Origin of the sequence: Sphingorhabdus sp. Alg239-R122 (assembly GCF_900537065.1) — a bacterium.
In the GTDB taxonomy this organism is placed as follows: domain Bacteria; phylum Pseudomonadota; class Alphaproteobacteria; order Sphingomonadales; family Sphingomonadaceae; genus Alg239-R122.
Genome location: NZ_UNRC01000012.1, coordinates 12720 through 32277, shown reverse-complemented (window position 1 = coordinate 32277; position 19558 = coordinate 12720). Strand labels below are relative to the sequence as shown.

Annotated in this window: 20 protein-coding genes and 1 tRNA gene; 15 read left to right on the top strand and 6 right to left on the bottom strand. The window is 56.0% G+C overall.

The window, feature by feature from the left end; genetic code table 11:
- Positions 1-35: 35 nt before the first annotated feature.
- The gene (locus G6Q15_RS10765; protein ID WP_164118633.1) at positions 36-1052 is read right to left on the bottom strand and encodes a beta-eliminating lyase-related protein; all 1017 of its coding nucleotides are present in this window, start codon (positions 1050-1052) and stop codon (positions 36-38) included.
- 68 nt (positions 1053-1120) lie between these two features.
- Entirely contained in the window at positions 1121-2008 is an 888-nt protein-coding gene (locus tag G6Q15_RS10760; RefSeq protein ID WP_164118631.1) for a CoA ester lyase, read from the bottom strand.
- A 101-nt stretch (positions 2009-2109) separates the two neighbouring features.
- Between G6Q15_RS10760 and G6Q15_RS10755 the strand changes: the two genes are divergently transcribed.
- The 10 genes from G6Q15_RS10755 (at position 2110) to G6Q15_RS10710 (ending at position 10979) form a co-directional block, all read left to right on the top strand.
- Positions 2110-2799 (top strand): helix-turn-helix domain-containing protein, encoded by a 690-nt coding sequence (locus G6Q15_RS10755; protein ID WP_164118629.1) that lies wholly within the window; start codon positions 2110-2112, stop codon positions 2797-2799.
- A gap of 142 nt (positions 2800-2941) precedes the next feature.
- Entirely contained in the window at positions 2942-4600 is a 1659-nt protein-coding gene (gene ccoN / locus G6Q15_RS10750) for a cytochrome-c oxidase, cbb3-type subunit I (protein WP_164118627.1), read from the top strand.
- Between the two features lie 13 nt (positions 4601-4613).
- Complete coding sequence (gene ccoO, locus G6Q15_RS10745) at positions 4614-5348, top strand: cytochrome-c oxidase, cbb3-type subunit II (protein WP_164118625.1); 735 nt, start codon at positions 4614-4616, stop codon at positions 5346-5348.
- Entirely contained in the window at positions 5345-5536 is a 192-nt protein-coding gene (locus G6Q15_RS10740) for a cbb3-type cytochrome c oxidase subunit 3 (RefSeq protein WP_164118623.1), read from the top strand. Before ccoO ends, G6Q15_RS10740 begins: the two co-directional genes overlap by 4 nt.
- Positions 5529-6503: a cytochrome-c oxidase, cbb3-type subunit III gene (gene ccoP / locus G6Q15_RS10735; RefSeq protein ID WP_164118621.1), complete on the top strand. Its 975-nt coding sequence runs from the start codon at positions 5529-5531 to the stop codon at positions 6501-6503. The genes G6Q15_RS10740 and ccoP overlap by 8 nt, the downstream gene beginning before the upstream one ends.
- The gene (gene ccoG / locus G6Q15_RS10730; RefSeq protein WP_164118619.1) at positions 6490-7938 is read left to right on the top strand and encodes a cytochrome c oxidase accessory protein CcoG; all 1449 of its coding nucleotides are present in this window, start codon (positions 6490-6492) and stop codon (positions 7936-7938) included. Before ccoP ends, ccoG begins: the two co-directional genes overlap by 14 nt.
- A gap of 1 nt (position 7939) precedes the next feature.
- Entirely contained in the window at positions 7940-8428 is a 489-nt protein-coding gene (locus G6Q15_RS10725) for a FixH family protein (RefSeq protein WP_164118617.1), read from the top strand.
- Entirely contained in the window at positions 8425-10554 is a 2130-nt protein-coding gene (locus tag G6Q15_RS10720) for a heavy metal translocating P-type ATPase (protein ID WP_164118615.1), read from the top strand. The genes G6Q15_RS10725 and G6Q15_RS10720 overlap by 4 nt, the downstream gene beginning before the upstream one ends.
- Positions 10555-10567: 13 nt before the next feature.
- Positions 10568-10747 (top strand): cbb3-type cytochrome oxidase assembly protein CcoS, encoded by a 180-nt coding sequence (gene ccoS / locus G6Q15_RS10715; protein ID WP_164118613.1) that lies wholly within the window; start codon positions 10568-10570, stop codon positions 10745-10747.
- Positions 10731-10979 carry a hypothetical protein gene (locus tag G6Q15_RS10710; protein WP_205518155.1) on the top strand — a complete coding sequence of 83 codons (249 nt, stop codon included), beginning with the start codon at positions 10731-10733 and terminating at the stop codon, positions 10977-10979. Before ccoS ends, G6Q15_RS10710 begins: the two co-directional genes overlap by 17 nt.
- A 53-nt stretch (positions 10980-11032) precedes the next feature.
- On the opposite strand, the gene G6Q15_RS10705 is transcribed toward G6Q15_RS10710, so the two are convergent.
- Together G6Q15_RS10705 and G6Q15_RS10700 are read right to left on the bottom strand one after the other, a co-directional pair.
- A complete protein-coding gene (locus G6Q15_RS10705; protein ID WP_164118609.1) occupies positions 11033-11701 on the bottom strand; it encodes an OmpW family protein in 669 nt (222 codons plus the stop codon).
- A gap of 125 nt (positions 11702-11826) precedes the next feature.
- Positions 11827-13689 carry a monovalent cation:proton antiporter-2 (CPA2) family protein gene (locus G6Q15_RS10700; RefSeq protein ID WP_164118608.1) on the bottom strand — a complete coding sequence of 621 codons (1863 nt, stop codon included), beginning with the start codon at positions 13687-13689 and terminating at the stop codon, positions 11827-11829.
- A 241-nt stretch (positions 13690-13930) separates the two neighbouring features.
- Here G6Q15_RS10700 and G6Q15_RS10695 point away from each other — a divergent pair, with 241 nt between their 5' ends.
- The 4 genes from G6Q15_RS10695 to G6Q15_RS10680 all read left to right on the top strand — a co-directional run bounded on the left by G6Q15_RS10695 (position 13931) and on the right by G6Q15_RS10680 (position 16875).
- On the top strand, positions 13931-14638 hold the full coding sequence (locus G6Q15_RS10695; RefSeq protein ID WP_164118605.1) for an energy transducer TonB: 708 nt from the start codon (positions 13931-13933) through the stop codon (positions 14636-14638).
- Between the two features lie 159 nt (positions 14639-14797).
- A complete protein-coding gene (locus G6Q15_RS10690; RefSeq protein ID WP_164118602.1) occupies positions 14798-15232 on the top strand; it encodes a hypothetical protein in 435 nt (144 codons plus the stop codon).
- A complete protein-coding gene (ribD, locus tag G6Q15_RS10685) occupies positions 15180-16187 on the top strand; it encodes a bifunctional diaminohydroxyphosphoribosylaminopyrimidine deaminase/5-amino-6-(5-phosphoribosylamino)uracil reductase RibD (protein ID WP_205518156.1) in 1008 nt (335 codons plus the stop codon). The genes G6Q15_RS10690 and ribD overlap by 53 nt, the downstream gene beginning before the upstream one ends.
- A gap of 82 nt (positions 16188-16269) precedes the next feature.
- Complete coding sequence (locus tag G6Q15_RS10680) at positions 16270-16875, top strand: riboflavin synthase (protein ID WP_164118600.1); 606 nt, start codon at positions 16270-16272, stop codon at positions 16873-16875.
- Positions 16876-16913: 38 nt separating this feature from the next.
- Here the strand turns inward: G6Q15_RS10680 and G6Q15_RS10675 are convergent, their stop codons facing one another.
- Both G6Q15_RS10675 and G6Q15_RS10670 read right to left on the bottom strand, forming a co-directional pair.
- A complete protein-coding gene (locus G6Q15_RS10675) occupies positions 16914-18089 on the bottom strand; it encodes an amino acid aminotransferase (RefSeq protein WP_164118599.1) in 1176 nt (391 codons plus the stop codon).
- Between the two features lie 156 nt (positions 18090-18245).
- On the bottom strand, positions 18246-19025 hold the full coding sequence (locus G6Q15_RS10670) for a DUF1134 domain-containing protein (protein WP_164118596.1): 780 nt from the start codon (positions 19023-19025) through the stop codon (positions 18246-18248).
- A gap of 251 nt (positions 19026-19276) precedes the next feature.
- Here G6Q15_RS10670 and G6Q15_RS10665 point away from each other — a divergent pair.
- Positions 19277-19368: transfer RNA gene (locus tag G6Q15_RS10665), tRNA-Ser, on the top strand.
- The last annotated feature ends 190 nt before the right edge of the window (positions 19369-19558 follow it).

The following is a 19558-nucleotide window of genomic DNA, read 5'->3' as shown; positions in this document are numbered from 1 at the left end:
GGAGGAGGCGGGAGGCAGTTCAGGGTCGGCGCGGTTCAAAGCGCACCAATGGCGTTGGCGAGCGGTGCCACCGCATCGGCATCCTGATTCCAGCTGGTGACGAGGCGGACCTGGCCGTGGCCATCATCAGCAGGGGCCCAGTCATAAAAGTCAAATCCCTGTGCGCGCAGCGCCCCGGCTTCGTCCGCCGTCATACGCAGGAACACTTCATTGGCCTGCACCGGATAGACCAGGCGGTCGCCCGCCGCTTCTGCAATAAGCTGCGCACCCGCATTGGCGGCGCGGGCATTATCCAGCCATAAATCATCTTTCAGCATGGCGAGCAGCTGTGCTGCCATATAGCGGCCTTTTGACAATAGATGTCCGGCGCGCTTGCGGCGGTAATGGGTCTCGGCGGCAAGATCCCGGTCAAAAAAGACCAGCGCCTCGCTGCTCATTCCGCCATTTTTGACAAAGCCGAAACTCAGCACATCAACGCCAACCTTCCAGGTGAGATCAGCGGGTGACATGCCGCTGGATGCGACTGCGTTCGCAAACCGCGCGCCATCCATATGCAGGCCCATGCCGCGCTCCTTGCAAATTGCTGACAGCTCAGTGATTTCCCTGGGCGTATAGGTCAGGCCATATTCGGTGGCGTTGGTGATGGAGACCGCAGCAGCCTGCACCTGATGTACGTCATCGCGGATACCCGCAAGATGGTTGCGCGCGGTAGCAGCGTCGACTTTCGCGCCTTCGCCGGGAAGCAGCATCAGCTTGGCTCCGCCGGTATAAAATCCCGGTGCGCCTGCCTCATCCTGCTCGATATGTGCCATTTCATGGCATATGATGCCCCCATGCGCCGGGCAGAGTGCCGCGAGCGCGAGGCAATTGGCGGCAGTGCCGGTAGGTACCCACAACGCGCTTACTTCCGTTTCAAAAACGTCCGAAAATGCACTGTCCAGTTTCTGGCTGAGGGCATCGCCGTCATAGGCGGTGTCGGCACGGTCCGCATCGATCATGGCCTGCATGACTTTCGGGTGCGTAGGCGCGGCATTGTCAGAGAAGAATTTCATGGGCCCATGGAGTTAACGCAACCGCCGCCCGGGTCAAGACAGAAGATGTTTTTGCGCTGAAATTGCGGCTATGTGATCGCTGCTATTGCTTCGGCAATCGCGGCGGTGCGGCGCGCCTGTTCGAGGTGCAGCAGCTCGGCCATTTTGCCGTTTACTTTCAGCACGCCCTTGCCCTTGTTCGCGGGCTCTTCGAATGCGGTGATAATGGCATGGGCTTCGGCAATTTCCCTGTCATCGGGCGAAAAGACCGTGTTGCATGTTTCCAGCTGGGCCGGGTGGATCAGCGTTTTGCCTTCAAAACCCATGATACGCCCCTGTTCGCACTCGGCGCGCAGGCCATCATTGTCGGAAATATCATTATATACGCCATCAATCGCAGCCAGCCCATGTGCGCGGGCTGCTGTCACGCTAAGCGACAGCGCGGTGTGAAAGGCTGCACGATCCGGTGTGGGAATGGCCAGCATTTCCTTGGCGAGGTCATTGGTCCCCATCACGAAAGCGGCCAGCCGGGTTGAACGCGCTGTGGCGGCGATGCTGGCAATATTAAGGATGGCGAGCGGCATTTCGATCATCACCCACAGGGCAAGCGTGTCATCCGCGCCCGCAGCAGCCAGCGCTACGTTCAATGCCGGGATATCATCGGCAGATGTGATTTTTGGTACCAATATGGCATCAGGCCTCGCGCGCACTGCTGCCATCAGGTCGTCCCTGCCCCATTCGCTGCCATGCGCATTGATGCGTATCACCGTCTCACGGTGGCCGAAAGGCCGTTTGGCAACCATGTCGCACACAGCCTGACGGGCCTGCACCTTTGCTTCTGGCGCAACGGCATCTTCCAGGTCGAGAATGATGCAGTCGGCGGCAAGGTTTTTTGCCTTTTCCATGGCGCGGGCATTTGACCCCGGCATATAGAGGCAGGATCGGCGCGGGCGCAGCGTGTGGAGATTTTCAGCCATGGTTTCCAGCTAGACCGATTGCTGGCCATGCGCAAGATATGGCAGGCGAGTTGCACATGTTACAATTGCACAGGTTGAATAATCCCTCTAATGTCATTGATATGAATCAATGCTCCGCCTGCCTCATCAGAAACCGTGCGATTTGCGCGGATCTCGACGCCAGTGAACTCGATGCGCTCAACAAAATCGGCCATCAGCAGCAGATTGAACGCGGCCGGTCGCTGATGTGGGAAGGCGAAGACGCGCATCTGGTTGCCAATGTGATAGATGGTGTCATGAAGCTGACCAGTTCGCTGGAAGACGGACGCGAACAGATTGTTGGCCTTGTCTATCCGTCAGATTTTATCGGCCGCCCTTACGGCACCACATCAGCGCAAACGGTAACGGCCATTACCGACACGAAATTATGTGTCTTTCCGCGCAGCGCATTTGATGACTTTGCCAAATCCCACCCACGGCTTGAGCACAAGCTGCTCGATAAGACATTGTCCGAGCTGGACCGTGCGCGGCAATGGATGCTGCTTTTGGGCCGCAAGAGCGCGTCAGAGAAAATAGCCAGTTTCCTGCTGGAAATGTCGGAACGGCTGGCCGAGAAAGGGTGCACGGATATTCCGGCCCGAAGCAGTTTTGAGCTGCCCTTCGGGCGGCAGCAGGTGGCGGACATATTGGGGCTGACCATCGAAACGGTGAGCCGCCAGTTCACCCGACTCAAGAAACAGGGGCTTATAGACCTCCCTGATCGCCGCACAGTCGTCATTCTCGACCGTGAGGCGCTTGCAGTCGAGGCATAGGTGCTGCGCAAACCCTGGAAGCCGGCAAAAAACCTGTGCCGGCATCCGTTTTTTTGACCCAAATCAATGAATGCGTGCTGGAAAGCGCCAAGGCTTTTGCTATTGAAGGTGAAGATCCACCGTCGATACAGGGAAAGACATTATGGATAATCTGGTATTTCGGGCCGGCGGCTGGCTGGTTCTGGCTGCACTTGCATTTATGGCGATGGCACTGGCCGCCGATGGCGGTTTTGCGGTGCATATGGGCATCATCACCATTGCGTGTCTGATTGTGCTTTGGGTCACGGTCAGCAAGGCGGACTATGGCGCGATTGCGCGAGGCATCATCAAATCACCGGCGGATCCCGGCATATATGATGACGAACCGATCCGCTGGGGTGTGATTGCGACGCTGTTCTGGGGCATGGCCGGCTTTGCTGTGGGGCTTTATATTGCGCTGCAACTCGCCTTTCCGGTGCTCAACCTGGGCCTTGAATATACCACATTCGGGCGGTTGCGCCCGCTGCACACTTCTGCCGTTATTTTTGCTTTTGGAGGCAATGCGCTTATTGCGACGAGTTTTTATATCGTCCAGCGCACCTGCCGGGCGAGGTTGGCTTTCCCTGGTCTCGCCCGTTTCGTTTTCTGGGGGTATCAGCTGTTTATCGTGCTTGCGGCGACCGGTTACCTGCTGGGCGTTACCCAGTCGAAAGAATATGCTGAGCCTGAATGGTATGTTGACCTGTGGCTGACGATTGTATGGGTCAGCTATGCCGTGGTGTTTATCGGCACGATTGTGAAGCGTAGCGAACCGCATATCTATGTTGCGAACTGGTTTTTTCTGGCGTTCATCCTCACTGTCGCCATGCTGCATCTGGTCAATGGCCTTGCCATGCCGGTCAGCCTGCTTGGCGCGAAAAGCTATAGCGCTTTTGCCGGCGTACAGGATGCACTGACACAGTGGTGGTACGGCCATAATGCCGTGGGCTTTTTCCTGACGGCGGGTTTCCTGGGCATGATGTATTACTTCGTGCCGAAACAGGCCGAACGTCCGGTCTATAGTTACCGCCTGTCGATCATCCATTTCTGGTCGCTGATTTTCCTCTATATCTGGGCGGGGCCGCACCATTTGCATTATACCGCGCTACCCGACTGGGCGCAGACGCTTGGCATGGTATTTTCGGTTATCCTGTGGATGCCAAGCTGGGGCGGCATGATCAACGGCCTGATGACGCTGAATGGCGCATGGGAGAAAATCCGCACCGATCCGATCATCCGCATGATGGTCATCGCGCTCGCTTTCTATGGCATGAGCACGTTTGAAGGCCCGATGATGTCGATCAAGGCGGTGAACAGCCTGTCACATTATACCGACTGGACCATCGGCCATGTGCACTCCGGCGCACTGGGGTGGAACGGCATGATCACCTTTGCCGCGCTATACTATCTGGTACCGCGCCTGTGGGGACGCCAGCGCCTGTACAGCCTGCGCATGGTCAACTGGCACTTCTGGCTCGCGACGTTTGGCATCGTGCTCTACGCTGCGTCCATGTGGGTAGCGGGCATCATGCAGGGCCTGATGTGGCGCGAATATGGCGCGGATGGCTATCTCGTCTATTCCTTCTCCGAAGTCGTATCAGCCATGCTTCCTATGTACCTGATCCGCGCGCTGGGCGGGCTGATGTACCTCGCCGGTGCTGCCATCATGGTCTACAATGTATGGATGACCGTGCTTGGCAAGCTACGCGAAGAAAAAGCCATGACCGAAACGCCGCATAATGAAGCCGCCGACAAACCGATTGTCGCGCAGCCGGCCGAGTGAGGAGAAAAAGATAATGTCTACATTCACTCAGAAGCATAAAAAGCTGGAACGCAATATCACGCTGCTGTCGGTTTTCTCGCTTATCGCCGTGGTGATTGGCGGTATCGTTGAAATTGCGCCGCTTTTCTGGATCGACAATACGGTTGAGAAAGTGGAAGGCGTGCGGCCTTATACACCGCTCGAGCTGGCGGGTCGCAACATCTATATCCGTGAAGGCTGTTATACCTGTCACAGCCAGATGGTGCGTCCGTTTCGCGATGAAGTGGAGCGTTATGGCCATTACAGCCTTGCGGCGGAATCCATGTATGACCATCCATTCCAATGGGGTTCAAAACGCACAGGGCCTGATCTCGCCCGTGTGGGTGGCCGCTATTCGGACGAATGGCATGTGCAGCATCTGAAAGATCCGCGCTCTGTTGTGCCGGAATCGATCATGCCGCCTTATGCATTTCTGGCCGAAAAAGACCTTAAGGCCGGTGACATGAGCGCCCATTTGAAAGCAATGTCACGTGTTGGCGTACCTTATACCAAGGAAGCGATTGAGGCTGCGAACGAAGATCTGGCTGCACAGGCGGATGCCGAAGCGAGCACGACAGATCTTCTGGCGCGCTATCCCAAGGCACAGGCGCGTGATTTTGACGGCAATCCTGATCGCCTGACCGAAATGGATGCGCTGGTCGCCTATCTGCAGATGATTGGCACGCTGGTTGATTTTGAGAAGGGCGAAGCGCAGGAGCAGCCGCGATGAACTATGAAGCATTGCGCCATTTTGCCGATAGCTGGGGATTGCTGTTCATGGCGCTGCTATGGATCGGTTTTGCGCTCTGGACATTCCGTCCGGGCGCGCGGCGGCACCATGATGATGCTGCGCAGATGATTTTCCGGGAAAATGAAAAAGGCCGTACCGATATAAACGGGGAGCAGAATAATGGCTGACAATCAACGTATTGATGAACCCACCGGGACGCAAACCGTTGGCCATGAATGGGACGGTATTGAGGAGCTTGATACGCCGATGCCGCGCTGGTGGCTGTGGACGCTCTATGCCACCATCATCTGGGGCATTGTCTATGTGATCCTTTATCCGGCATGGCCAATGGTCAACAGCGCGACCGAAGGCGTGCTCGGCTGGTCGAGCCGCGGCGACCTGCAGCAGGAACTTGATGCGCGTGATAAAGAGCTGGAGCCTATCCGGCAGGCATTGGTGGCAGGTGATATCAACACATTATATGAAAAGCCCGAGCTGATGCAGGCCGCGATTGAAGGCGGACGCAGCGCGTTCAAGGTGCACTGTGTGCAATGCCACGGCACGGGTGCGGACGGCATCCGTCCGGGCAGTGGCTACCCGAACCTGAACGATGACGAATGGCTATGGGGCGGCGACCTGGAGGCGATTGAATATACGCTGGTCCACGGTATCCGTAACCCGGATCATTCCGAAACCCGCTTTTCGCAAATGCCCGCTTTTGGCCGTGATGGCATATTGAGCAGCGCGGAAATCAGCGACCTTGTGTCTCATATCCGTGTTATTTCCGGTGAAGAGGAGCAGAGCGCTTCGGCTACGCGCGGTGCGGCTTTGTATGAGAGCAACTGTGCAGTCTGCCACGGTGCGGACGGCACGGGTGACCGCACGCAGGGCGCGCCGAACCTGACTGATGCCATCAGCCTGTACGGAATTGGCCGCACGTCACTGACCAATACGATCACGAACAGCCGATATGGCGTGATGCCGCGCTGGGGTCACCGGCTTGACCCGGCTACGGTCCGTATGCTGGCGGCCTATGTCCACTCGCTGGGCGGCGGGGAGGCGCTGCCTGCAGCCACGAATGCTGATGAGGCAGTGGCAGAAGAAGCGGCCGGCGACCAGGCGGTTGGCGAAGGCGGGAAAGATGTCCAGTCTTAAGCCCGCAGGCGGCCCCGAAATCCAGCTTTATGAAAGCCGTAAAGAGGTTTTTCCAAAAGCCGTGGACGGGTTTTACCGCCGCCTGAAATGGGGTATCATGGCGATCACGCTCGCCATCTATTACATCACGCCATGGATCCGGTGGGACCGCGGACCCCATGCACCCGATCAGGCGGTGTTGGTGGATCTGGCGAACCGGCGTTTCTACATGTTCAACATCGAAATCTGGCCGCATGAATTCTATTATGTGGCCGGGCTGCTGGTAATGGCGGGCATCGGCCTTTTCCTGGTCACATCTGCGGTGGGCCGGGCCTGGTGTGGCTATGCCTGTCCGCAGACGGTATGGACCGACCTGTTCCAGCATGTCGAACGCTTTGTCGATGGTGATCGCAATGCGCAATTCCGGCTGAAAGATGCGCCATGGGGACCGCAGAAGATTTTCAAACGCCTGTCGAAATGGGCCATCTGGCTGTTTATCGCTTTCTGGACAGGCGGCGCGTGGATCATGTACTTTGCCGATGCGCCCACTTTGACCGTGGATTTCTGGACCGGTCAGGCGGCAATGGTGGCCTATGCAACGGTTGGTATATTGACCGCGATTACCTTTATTTTCGGCGGTTTTATGCGTGAACAGGTGTGCGTCTATATGTGCCCGTGGCCGCGCATCCAGACTGCGATGATGGACGAAAAATCGCTGCTGGTTACATATAAGGACTGGCGTGGTGAAGAGCGTGGGAGCGTCAAGAAAGCGAAAGCCAATCCCGATATTTATGGCGACTGTGTTGACTGCAACCAGTGTGTGGCAGTGTGTCCGACTGGCATTGACATTCGTGAAGGCCCACAGATCGGGTGCATCACCTGTGCGCTGTGTATTGACGCATGTGACAAGGTGATGGGGCAGGTCGGCCGGCCTCGCGGCCTGATCGACTATATCACCGCCGATGATGCGGAGGCGGAGGCCAAGGGCGCGGAAACGCCGCCGACCTGGAAGACGCTGCTGCGCCCGCGCACGCTTGTCTATTTCGGGGTGTGGGCCGCAATTGGTCTTGCCATGCTGTTTACGCTTGGCAATCGCACACGATTGGACATCGCAGTCCAGCATGACCGCAACCCTGTCTATGTGCAGCTTGCGGGCGGGGAGATCCGCAACAGCTACACCGCGAAGATACGCAACATGGAAAGCCGTCCGCGCGAAGTGGAAATTGCCATTTCCGGACTTGAAGGCGCGACACTATGGGCGGGCGGAACTGCCCGTCCGGATACGCAGACGAAATTGACCACAAAAGTTGCCGCTGACAGTGTCGCCAAGGTGCGGTTGTTCGTTGCGGGCCCACGTGAAGGCGGTAAGCAGGCCTATAAGATGAGTGTGCGCGGTACGGATGAAGATGCCGTGACTGATATCGAAGAGCTGTTCTTTGAACGGCCGGGAGAATGATGTGAGTGATCGCGGCGATACGGAACGGCGAGGGCGCAAGAAATTCACCGGCTATCACGCGACATGGATGTTCGTGGCTTTTTTCGGTGTGATCGCTGCTGTCAATTTCACTATGGCGCGCTTCGCGATTTCCAGCTTTGGCGGGACGGTGGTTGATAACAGCTATGTCGCCAGCCAGAAATATAATGACTGGCTGGCAAAAGCCGAGGTACAGGATGCATATGGCTGGAATGTGGGCAAGCCCGCACGTCAGGGTGGCAGGTTACAGATTGACCTGTCGGATAAAAACGGTGCTGCGCTTACCGATGCGCAGATCAAAGTGCTAGCCGATCATCCGGTGGGGCGCACTGATCCGTTTACGCTGACTATGCAAGAAGGTACGGCGGGCACGTATCAGAGCCGCGAAGACCTGCCCGCTGGCCGGTGGAAACTGAAAATCCATGTGCAGAAAGACGGGCGTGACCATGTCACGCTGGGTGAAGTAAAATGAACGCGGCGCTGCCTTTGCATGATGCGGCGGAAAATGCCGCATGCGAAGACAGCCGCTTTGCCGTGCCGACTATGCGCTGTGCAGGGTGTATTTCCAAAATAGAGCGCGGCCTTTCCGAAATGCCGGGCGTGGCCGCTGCGCGGGTCAACTTTTCGGCCAAGCAAGTGGCCGTGTCGCATGCACCAGAGCTCACCGAAGACAGGATATTGCGAGCGATAGAAAAACTGGGTTTTGAAGCGCAGATACTCGCCGAAAATCCATTGGCTGAAGATCGCGGGGATACGGCGCGGTTGCTGCGTGCGCTTGCGGTGGCGGGTTTTGGCATGATGAATATCATGCTGCTGTCGGTCAGCGTCTGGTCAGGCGCGGTCGGGGTGACGCGTGATCTGTTTCATATGCTGTCCGCGTTAATTGCCATTCCGGTGATTGCTTATTCCGGGCGGCCTTTTTTCGCTTCGGCGGCGATGGCGCTGCGCTATGGTCGCACCAATATGGATGTGCCGATCTCGATTGGCATCATTCTGGCGACGGCGCTTAGCCTTTATGAAACCATTACCAGCGGCCCGCATGCCTATTTTGATGGCGCGGTGATGCTGCTTTTCTTTCTGCTGGCGGGGCGCGTGCTTGATGGCATGATGCGCGACCGTGCGCGTGAGGGTATTTCGGCGCTGCTCGGCAAGACAGCGCCGGGGGCGATGGTGGTGCAGGGGGATGGCACCACCGTCTGGACAAAAGCGGTGGATATCCAGCCTGGTATGACAATGCTGGTGGCGGCGGGGGAAAGCCTGGCGGCTGATGGTGTGATCGAACAGGGACAAAGCGGTTTTAACATGTCGATGCTGACGGGAGAAAGCGATCCGCAGATGCTGGGTAAGGACGACGCTGTACTGGCTGGCACGATGAATATGGATGCACCGGTGCATGTGCGCGTGACCGCCACGGGCCGCGACACAAGTATTGCCGATATAGCGCGGTTAATGGACGAAGCAGGGCAGCACCGTTCTTTTTATGTCCGCGTCGCCGACCGCGCGGCGCGTTATTACGCGCCCGCCGTACACAGTCTCGCGCTGCTGGCTTTTGTGGGCTGGATGATCGCAGGGGCAGGTTGGCACCAGTCGCTGCTGATCGCGGTCGCGGTGCTGATTATCACTTGTCCGTGCGCCTTGGGTCTTGCGGTTCCGGCGGCACAGGTTGTGGCATCAGGTGCGCTGATGCGCAAAGGTGTGCTGGTCAAGGATGGCAGTGCGCTTGAACGGTTGGCCGATGCGGACCGGGTGCTGTTTGACAAGACGGGCACGCTTACCATGGGTCAACCCCGGCCCATTGACACAGACGGGCTTTCATTGACCGAAAAAATGGTGGCGCTCGCGTTGGCGCAATCAAGCCGCCACCCGGTGAGCCAGGGCCTGGTGCGAGCATTGGTGCGTGAAGGCGTCACGCCAGCGGAACTTAGCAGTGTGCAGGAAATGGCAGGGGATGGTGTTTCGGCGCTTTGGGAAGGCATCGCTGTTTATTTGGGCCGCGCCGAAAAAGCGGGTGCGCATATATCCACGGCCCTCACCATTGGCGAAGAATCGCAGCTTATTGAAATGACAGATATGCTGCGGCCAGGCAGCAAAGCCGCAATTGCCGAATTGACGCAATTGGGGCTTTCTGCATCCATTATTTCGGGGGACCGTATAGAGGCGGTTTCGGTCGTGGCGAACGAACTTGGCATTACTGCGCAGGCGGGGGCGAAACCTGAAGACAAGGTTGAGACCATAAAGCGGCTGGGCGATGCAGGGCACAAGTTGCTGATGGTGGGGGATGGCCTGAACGATGGTCCAGCATTGGCCGCGGCCTATGTATCCATGGCGCCGGGGTCTGCAAGTGATGTCGGACAACAGGCGGCCGATTCCGTATTTACCTCTGATTCGCTGATGCCCGTGGTTCTTGCGGTAAAGGCAGCACGCCAGACAGGGCGTATCGTACGGCAGAATTTTGCGCTAGCCATCGGTTATAATATTTTTGCGGTACCGCTTGCGCTTGCGGGCATGGTGACGCCGCTGATCGCTGCGATTGCCATGTCGCTATCTTCGCTGATTGTGGTTGGCAATGCGCTGCGTCTGCGCGGAGCTGCAAAGTGAGCGGCCTGGAATCATGAGCGGATTGGCTATCCTCATTCCCATTGCCCTGTTCATGGGGCTGTGCGGGCTCGGTTTTTTCTTCTGGGCGATGCGCAACGGTCAGTTTGAGGACCTGGAAGGCGCGTCGCACCGCGTTCTGATTGATGATGAAGATGCGGGCGAAAGCAGTGAGAATAGTGATGCAGAAACTTAAGCTGCTTGCTCTGCCGAAATTGCTTGCCGTACTGGCGGTCACGGCCATGGCGATCCCGGTTCCAGCCATGGCGGGATCAGGGGAAATGCTGCTTATGGGCATATGTGACCCCAGTGGCGTGGTACGTACCGTTGCTATTCCCATTGAGCGTGAGGGCGATGAAGCGCCGGAAGACTGTGCCAAGGCGTGCCATGCCATGTGCTCACGCAAAAAGCCTGCCCAAAAAGCATAAAGCCGGACCAGCATGACTGGCCCGGCTTTACAAGGGTTGGTTTCGTATAATGCCTAGAGCTTGATGCCCAGACCAACGCCGATGACCACCGGGTCAAGCGAAATACGGACACGCTGCGTGCCTGCGGCGGTGGTATCAAGGCGTGCCGTGGTGTCGATATCGATATATTTGACATCGACATTCAGGAACATGCGTTCATTCAGTTCGAAATCCACACCTGCCTGCGCGGCCCAGCCAAAGCTGTCATTCATGCTCACCCGCGTTGTTCCCACAGCATTTTCCAACGCGCTGCTCGCATCTTCCGAGTAGAACAGAGTGTAGTTAATGCCTGCGCCTACATAAGGTCGCACTTTCCCTTCGGGAATGAAATGATATTGCGCTGTCAACGTTGGTGGCAGCACCCATGTTGATGCCAACTTGCCCAGTGAGCCTGTTGTGCCAGTCTTGCCCGATGCATTATGTTTTGTAGTCGCGGCAATCAGTTCGAACCCGATATTGTCCGTGGCCATATAGGTCACGTCGACTTCGGGCATGATGGAATTATTGACGCTGACCTGCTCGCCGGGAAAACCAGGCAGTACATCGCCGCTTTCCTCGTTTGGTATGACGTCTATGGCGCGGACCCGCAGCAGCACATCACCCTGTTTTGCCATCGCGGGTGCAGCCGAAAAAGCAACGCCTGCCAAAACTACACCGGTAAAAATCTTTTGTATATGTGTCATAATCTGTCCTTCCTTTATTCATGAAAGACAGTAGAATTCGGATATAAAAGTTCATTGATCTGGAACAAGCAGATTGTTGATCCAGCTCAAATTACAGGACTTTAAATGGCAAGAAGGCAGGCGGGTTATGGTTTATCGTTAGCCTTTTTATCTTTGTCCATGATAGAGCCCATTTTCTCGAATACTTCAGGCTGCCATTCCTCTTGAACGCGTCGAACTTTGGCGATCAGCGCATCATTTTCATGGGGTAGGATATTGATGTCGTACACATCGGCAAACTCGATCATTGATCGCCGGTCGAGATCCCAAAACACATCGGACATTTTACCAGCGGCCTCGCCTGAAATGCCCAGCGCTTCGAAAGTCGAACGACCCATGCGAACAGAACTGTCATAAGTTTCGCGGATAATGTCACGGCATCCCAGCGCCCAGAGCTGATAGACATGATCGCGGTCCACGGCGCGGGCAATGACATGCAGGTCCGGATAATGATGCACCGCATATTCCACCAGCTTGCTGATCTGTTCTTTGCCATCGATTGCGACGACCAGGACTTTTGCTTCCGCAATTCCTGCTGAATGGAGCAGGTCAGGACGCGTTGCATCGCCAAAATAGGCGTTGATGCCAAATGCCTGTAGCCGTCCGAGCTGTTCCGAACTGAAATCAATGACAGTAGCATTGAATCCTGCGGCTTCCAGCATGCGGTCGACGATGCCGCCAACCCGCCCGCGTCCGGCAATGATGATATGACTCTGTTCTTCTATCTCGTCGGCTTCGCGATCCTGTGCCCTATTGAAATAGGGTGCGATCACACGGTCATAGAGGATAAACAGCGCCGGGGTCAGCAGCATTGACAGCGCCACCACCAGCAGGAGCTGGTCTGCAAGCGCTTCGGGCAGGATACCATTGGCAACGGTAAAAGCCAGCAGGACAAACCCGAATTCACCGGCCTGCGCAAGGCCCAGCGCAAACAGCCAGCGGCTGGCCCACGGGATTTTGAATATGTGTCCCAGAATAAGGAGCACCCCTGCTTTCAGCAGTATCAGCCCCAGTGTCAGTGCAAGGATAGGCAGGAAACTTTCCTGTAAGAGCGCGAAGTTTATCCCCGCCCCCACGGTGATAAAGAACAGCCCGAGTAGCAATCCCTTGAACGGCTCAATGTCGGATTCCAGTTCGTGCCGGTATTCGCTATTGGCAAGGATCACACCTGCGAGAAATGTGCCGAGCGCAGGTGACAGGCCGACCAGTGTCATGAGCAACGCAACGCCGATTATCATCATCAGGGCGGCGGCTGTGAATAATTCCCTGAGCCTGGCAGCGGCGATAAAACGGAATATGGGCCGTGTCAGATAATTGCCGCCCAGCACCACAAACGCAATAGCGCCTACAGTCACCACGGCCGTTTGCCATGAATTGAGACCATCTATGAAGCTGAGGCTTTCCGCGTGTCCTGCGCCGCCGCCGTGTATTAGCCCGGGGATGGCGAGCAACGGTAGCAGGGCCAGCATGGGGATAACGGCGATATCCTGAAACAGCAGCACCGAGAAGCTGGCCTGTCCGCCGTCGCTTTTCATGAGTCCCTTTTCATTGAGGGTTTGCAGGACGATGGCTGTGGAAGACAGCGCAAGCACCAGACCGATGGCCAATGCCATCTGCCATGGCTGACCCAGCAGCATGGCCGCGGCCATGATAAGTGCCGCTGTGCCCAGTACCTGTCCACCGCCCAGCCCCAGCAGCCGGGTCCGCATTTCCCATAACAGTTTCGGTTCGAGCTCGAGCCCGACAAGAAACAGCATCATCACAACGCCAAATTCGGCAAAATGCTGCACCGCAACGATATCCACGCCCAGCAGGCTGAGCGTTGGGCTGATTACAATTCCGGCGATCAGATAGCCCAGCACGGATCCAAGGCCGAGGCGCGATGCAATGGGAACGGCGATAACGCCAGCTATAAGGAAAATGAATGCCAGCAGCAGGAAATCGGTCATATATGGCGCGTCCTCATAGTGAATACCATCCTGTTAACTGCTTTGCAGTAGCTGCATAAACCTTTCGCCGCAACTTCGCGGAAACTTTGCCTGCAGCAATCTTTGCGCAGGTGCGATGCACAGAAACTGGCAATCAGAAAACGGCAGAAGGGAAAACTTTGCATTCTATACATGATATGTTATAACATCAATAATAGAGCGGAAGTTATCCGCCGTAACTGGGGAATGAAAGGAGCATGAAATGGTATATGCACAGGCAAAATACCAACCATCGGCAGGATATAGTCCGCCGGGCAGCAAAGCCAGTTTTGGCGCAGCGTTCCTGATTCACGCGGCAGTTATCGGAACGCTGATCCTGATACCGTCGACCGTTGTATATGAGCTGCCTGAAGAAGATGGCATGGATACGATCCGGATCAAGGTTGATCCCCCAAACCCGGTTCTTGACGAAACTGTGCCCGACAGGCCAGACAAGCCTGCTTTCCAGCCCAAAACGCGTATCGATGCTCCTCCAACTCCGCTTCCGCGGCCATATGATGATACGAGCCATGTGATAGGCATTGGTGATGGAGTTGATCTGACGGGCATTGGCACTGACGACGGCATTATCGACGGAAAGGGAACGGGTTTCCCGATTGAGGATATCGCGCCAAAGCCGGACCCGGTCTTTGTGCCGCCATCCATCAGCCCGCGCTATGCGGCCAGTATGCAGCCCATATATCCCGGCAGCCTGAAGCGGCAGGAGATTGAAGGAACCGTCAGGGTACGCGTGTTGGTCGGTACCGATGGCCGCGTAAAAAAACTGGAGCGGCTGGAGGCAACACACGATGCGTTTTTTCGCGCAACCGAGCGACAGTCACGCAAATGGCGCTTCAATCCGGCCACGGAAGGCGGTGAGAAGATTGAGGCATGGTACACTGTCAGTCTGAAGTTCGAGATGGAGCCATAGGAACAAGGCACAAACGATTTGCGGGCAAAAGACCCGGAAACTTATGGTCCGGCCTGTAATTCCCTCCCTGTAGGCCGGGCCATTTTGCGTCATATGGAGGGTATGTTTATCTGTGAAGCCCACTGGCGCATTGGGCAAAGGCGCTTTATATAGGCGTTCATGAGCTTCTTTCGCACCATTTCCCCACGTGCTGCCTGGGCCGATCTCGTCGAGATATGGCAGGGTGAGCAACGTTATAAAATCCATTTCATGGGCGCAGCGCTGTTTGCCAGCCTGCTCATTTTCACGGCCTTCTTTTTTGAATCAGGATTTGAAGTCGAACCTAAACCGAACAAGATCATTTATGTCGAAAACTGGAATGAAGGGCGGAGCGATGAAGAGATTTTGGCCGCCCGCAAGGCTTTGATGGAAGAGATTGCAGAGCGCAAGGCCTTGCGCGAGGCGCGCGAAAAGGAAATCCGCGAATCCTATCGCCGACTGGGCAAGCGGTTTGGCATGGATATGGAGGACACGCGCTATGAACGTGCGAAAGGCGATACAGATGCCGCCGGGCCATCTGCATCCGAACCGACCGGACAGCCCGCTGCCAAGTGATATCAAATATATGCGTGCGGCGCTGGCGCTGGCGAACCGGGCCCGGCCCCTGTCACGGCCCAATCCAGGTGTGGGCGCGCTGGTTGTGAAGGATGGCCGCATAATCGGGCGTGGGTATACAGCGGCAGGCGGCCGCCCGCATGCCGAGGCAGCTGCTTTAGCACAGGCTGGCGATGCGGCGCATGGAGCTGATTTATATACTACGCTTGAACCCTGCGCACATCAAAGCGAGCGGGGACCAAGCTGCAGCGATACGATAATTACAGCGGGCATAGCGCGCGTAATTGTGGGCACAAAGGATAGCGATCCGCGCACCAATGGACGGGGGATCGAAAAACTTTGTGATGCTGGCATTGCCGTCCAGGCAGGTGTTTGCGAAACCGATGCGCGGCGCAGCCTGGCGGGTTTTTTCAGCGTGCGTGAGCGCGGACGTCCCCATGTTACGCTCAAACTGGCGACTTCGCTTGATGGCTGTATTGCAATGGCGGACGGAACCAGCCAGTGGATTACGGGCGATGCGGCGCGGGCGCACACGCATCTGGAGAGGGTGCGGCATGATGCCATATTGGTGGGTGGTGGCACGCTGCGCAGCGATAGTCCGCGGCTTGGCGTTAGGTTGTCCGGGTTGGAGGACAGGTCGCCGCAGCGTATGGTGCTGACCCGCGGTACCGCACCTGAAGGATGGCAGGTGATCCAAAGCCCCGATGACATAGGCGGCTTGCAGGATGTGCAGTGGTTGATGGTAGAAGGCGGCGCTGGCGCGGCGGCTTCATTCCTGAAAGCTGGACTTGTTGACAGACTGCTCATTTACCGTGCGCCAGTTCTGATTGGCGGCGGGAAACCATGCCTTGGCGATATAGGCTTGGAGGAACTTGCGGATGCACATGGCCAATGGCAGCGCACCGACATGCGCGCTCTGGGCGATGATGTGATGGAAAGCTATGAGCGTAAATGATATCCTTTCGAACATAAGCAGGCACTGACTTATGCGTGAGAGCGAACCAAAGAGAAAATACTAAAACAAGAAAGCAGATTCTATGTTCACCGGAATTATTACCGATATCGGCGAGATCAAGAGTATCGAGCAACGTGGCGACACACGGGCGACTATCAGCTGCGGCTATGACATGGCTGGTGTTGATATTGGCGCATCGATTGCGTGTTCGGGTGTGTGCCTGACCGTTGTGGCAAAGGGGGGTGACTGGTTTGCTGTGGATATTTCCGCCGAAACAGTATCCTGTACCGCGCAGGGACAGTTTGCCGGGGGAAGGCGCCTGAACCTGGAACGCGCGCTGAAAGTCGGTGATGAACTGGGCGGACATATTGTCACAGGTCATGTCGATGGCGTGGGTGAAGTGGTTTCGGTTGAGCCGGAAGGTGATTCGCGCTGCGTGACTATCCGGACCGGTTCCGATCTTGCTCCCTATATTGCTGCCAAAGGGTCGATTACGGTGGATGGCGTGTCGCTCACAGTGAATGGGGTCACTGACATTCCGGACAAGGGTGCGGATTTCACTCTCAATATCATTCCGCATACCGCCGATGTCACCACTTTGGGAGAGCTGGAAACCGGCCGTGCCGTCAATCTGGAAATCGACGTACTCGCCCGATATTTGATGCGTATGCAGCAGGTGCGCGGCTAACCACGACAAAATTTGTGCTTTGCTGCCAGCCCATCGGCCTATTTCTGGACGACGCGCACGGCTTCGGCGAATTTCTCAATATTGTGCCGGGTCAGCCCTGCAATATTGATCCGGCCTGACCCCGCCATGTAGATGCTGTGTTCGCTGCGCAGCATCATGATCTGCTCTTTGGTGAGCGGTAGCATGCCGAACAGGCCGTTTTGTCCGGCAATAGCGGTAAAATCGACGGCTCCGACCTTGCCATGGCTTGCCAGCATGTCGCGTACCCGGCGCATGCGCGCGCGCATGCTGGCCACTTCATCCAGCCACATTTGCGTAAGGTCCGCGTCTTCCAATATAACCCGCACCGCGGCGCCGCCATGGTCAGGCGGCATTGACCAGTTGGCACGGGCCAATGCATAGACGTTTGACATGATTTTGGGCAGGCTAGAACTATTCGGCGCAATCACATAGAGCGCACCGACGCGCTCTCGGTACATGCCGAAATTTTTGTCACAGCTATAGGCAAGCAGCGCTTCGGGCACGGTCTTGATAATGGTGCGGACACCGACACTGTCTTCCTCAAAACCATGACCCAGTCCGTGATAGGCAAGATCAAGCAGAGGAAACACACCTTTTGCAGTAACGGCATCTGCAATCTGTTGCCACTGCTCGGCGCTATAATCTGCACCTGTAGGGTTGTGGCAGCATCCATGCAGCAACAGCGCATCGCCTGCCGCCGCTTGCGCAATGGCATTCATGACGCCTTCAAAATTCAGTGTCTGTGTGGAAATATCAATATGTTCGAACGCGCCGACTTCCATGTTGATCGCCTTGAATATCTGCGCATGGTTGGGCCAGCTGGGTGTACCCATCCAGATTTTCTTTGTACCCGATGCCATTAACAGATCGCATGCAAGGCGTACTGCGCCGGTGCCGCCGGGTGTCTGCACCCCGTCCAGCCGGTCGGCAACGGCCATATCGCCGAAAATATACGGAACCAGTCCGTTTACAAAACCCATATCTCCTTCAGGTCCGAGATAGCTTTTGCTGTCCTGTGTTTCGATCAGCCTTTTTTCTGCAGCTTTTATCGCCGCGAATACAGGAGTGCCGCCATCCGCATCGCGGTACACACCGACGCCCAGGTCAATCTTGTCCGGGTTGGTGTCTGCCGCATAGAGTTTGATAAGTGCCAGCAATGCATCGGCGGGCTGTTCAGACAGGTTTTCCAGCATGATTTCGGCTTGTTCCCCTTATCGCATGAGCATTGTTGCATCATACGCGTGAATTTCACACGCCTATTGCCGCTATATGCCGCTGTGGACAAGCCTTATATTTACTGAATGGGCCTTAAAAAGTAGGCGCGTAATAAAATTACATGAGCCTATATTTTAAAAAGGTAACCAGCGTTGTTTCTTGCTGAATTTACGGTAACCGACGTTAGCGCCCAGCCGCACACCAACACCCAATCGTACAGGGATCAGAACCACATCACCACGGCGTAGGTAGCTGGCCGTGAAGCCACCGACCAGATAGGCCGCGCCTTCGCCCGCGCCAAATCGCTTATACAGGTCTTCGCTATCATAAAGGTTGTAGACCAGTGTAAAGCTGTTTGCCGCATTGGCACCTGCATCCAGGCCCAACGAAGGGCCGGTCCAGTAGACTTTACGTTCGCCTTCAATCTTGTGGAACAAAGTACCTGATCCATAGCGCAGGCCGACTATGAATGCGCCGCCGGCCTCACGTCCGACAATATAGCCGTTGGGTTCGCCCTGTTTCTTGAGGATATCCTCAATCATCATGGCCAGTCCCTCGGCACCTTTGCCGAAGACGCCTTCGGCTGCACCAATCAGATCGTCTTTCTGATAGGTGGCGTTATCTTCGGCCTGTTGTGATGGGTCGGATGGGTCGGCAGGAACGCCATTATCGGCGTCGGTGGTGACATCTTCTGAAGCGGTGGTTTCCTCTGTAGGTTCAACCGTTACATTTTCTTCATAAGGAATGCCTGCTTCTTCGGTTGCTGGTGGAGCAGCTGTTTCGGCCTGTGTCGCCAGGTCAGCGTCAATGGCGTCATTGGGATCGACGGTTTCCACCTGCGCTGTCGCACTGCCGATTGTCAATGAAAGCCCTGCAAATATACCCAGCACTGTGCCCAAAACGTTTTTCTTCATGACCTGCTCCGCCTTTTTACAACTGCAATGTTATCCTGCATATATCCGGCGCACTCAATGAACAGGCGATGACTCGAGTCGATTTTACGCCCAGCAGCGCATATAGGATGCGGTACACATGAATACGGGCCGCAAACCCGCAGATAGCGCATATCAGGAGATTTTTCGCGCAAAACCATTGATTGCCCGCATGCCCCCCGCTATAGCGCGTTTCGGCCTGCCTTTCCCAAGGCATATCGCACGCATGGAATGGACACGTGGGTGAGCGGCTGAAACCACCTCCCTGCTAAGGAGGCAAGCTCTTTACGGGGCTTCGAGGGTTCGAATCCCTCCGTGTCCGCCATTTATTAATATTATACTATTGATATATTTATATTATATAGAAATCAGAGGTTTTTGTTACCTCATTCGTTACCACATTCCTTTCCGGCTAACGTGCTTTTGGAAGTTAAATGTTTTGCTCTCGATTGAATCGGCCGTGTGCCCATGGTCACCCAAAATTTATCCTGCGCGTTCCACAAGACTCTCGACAC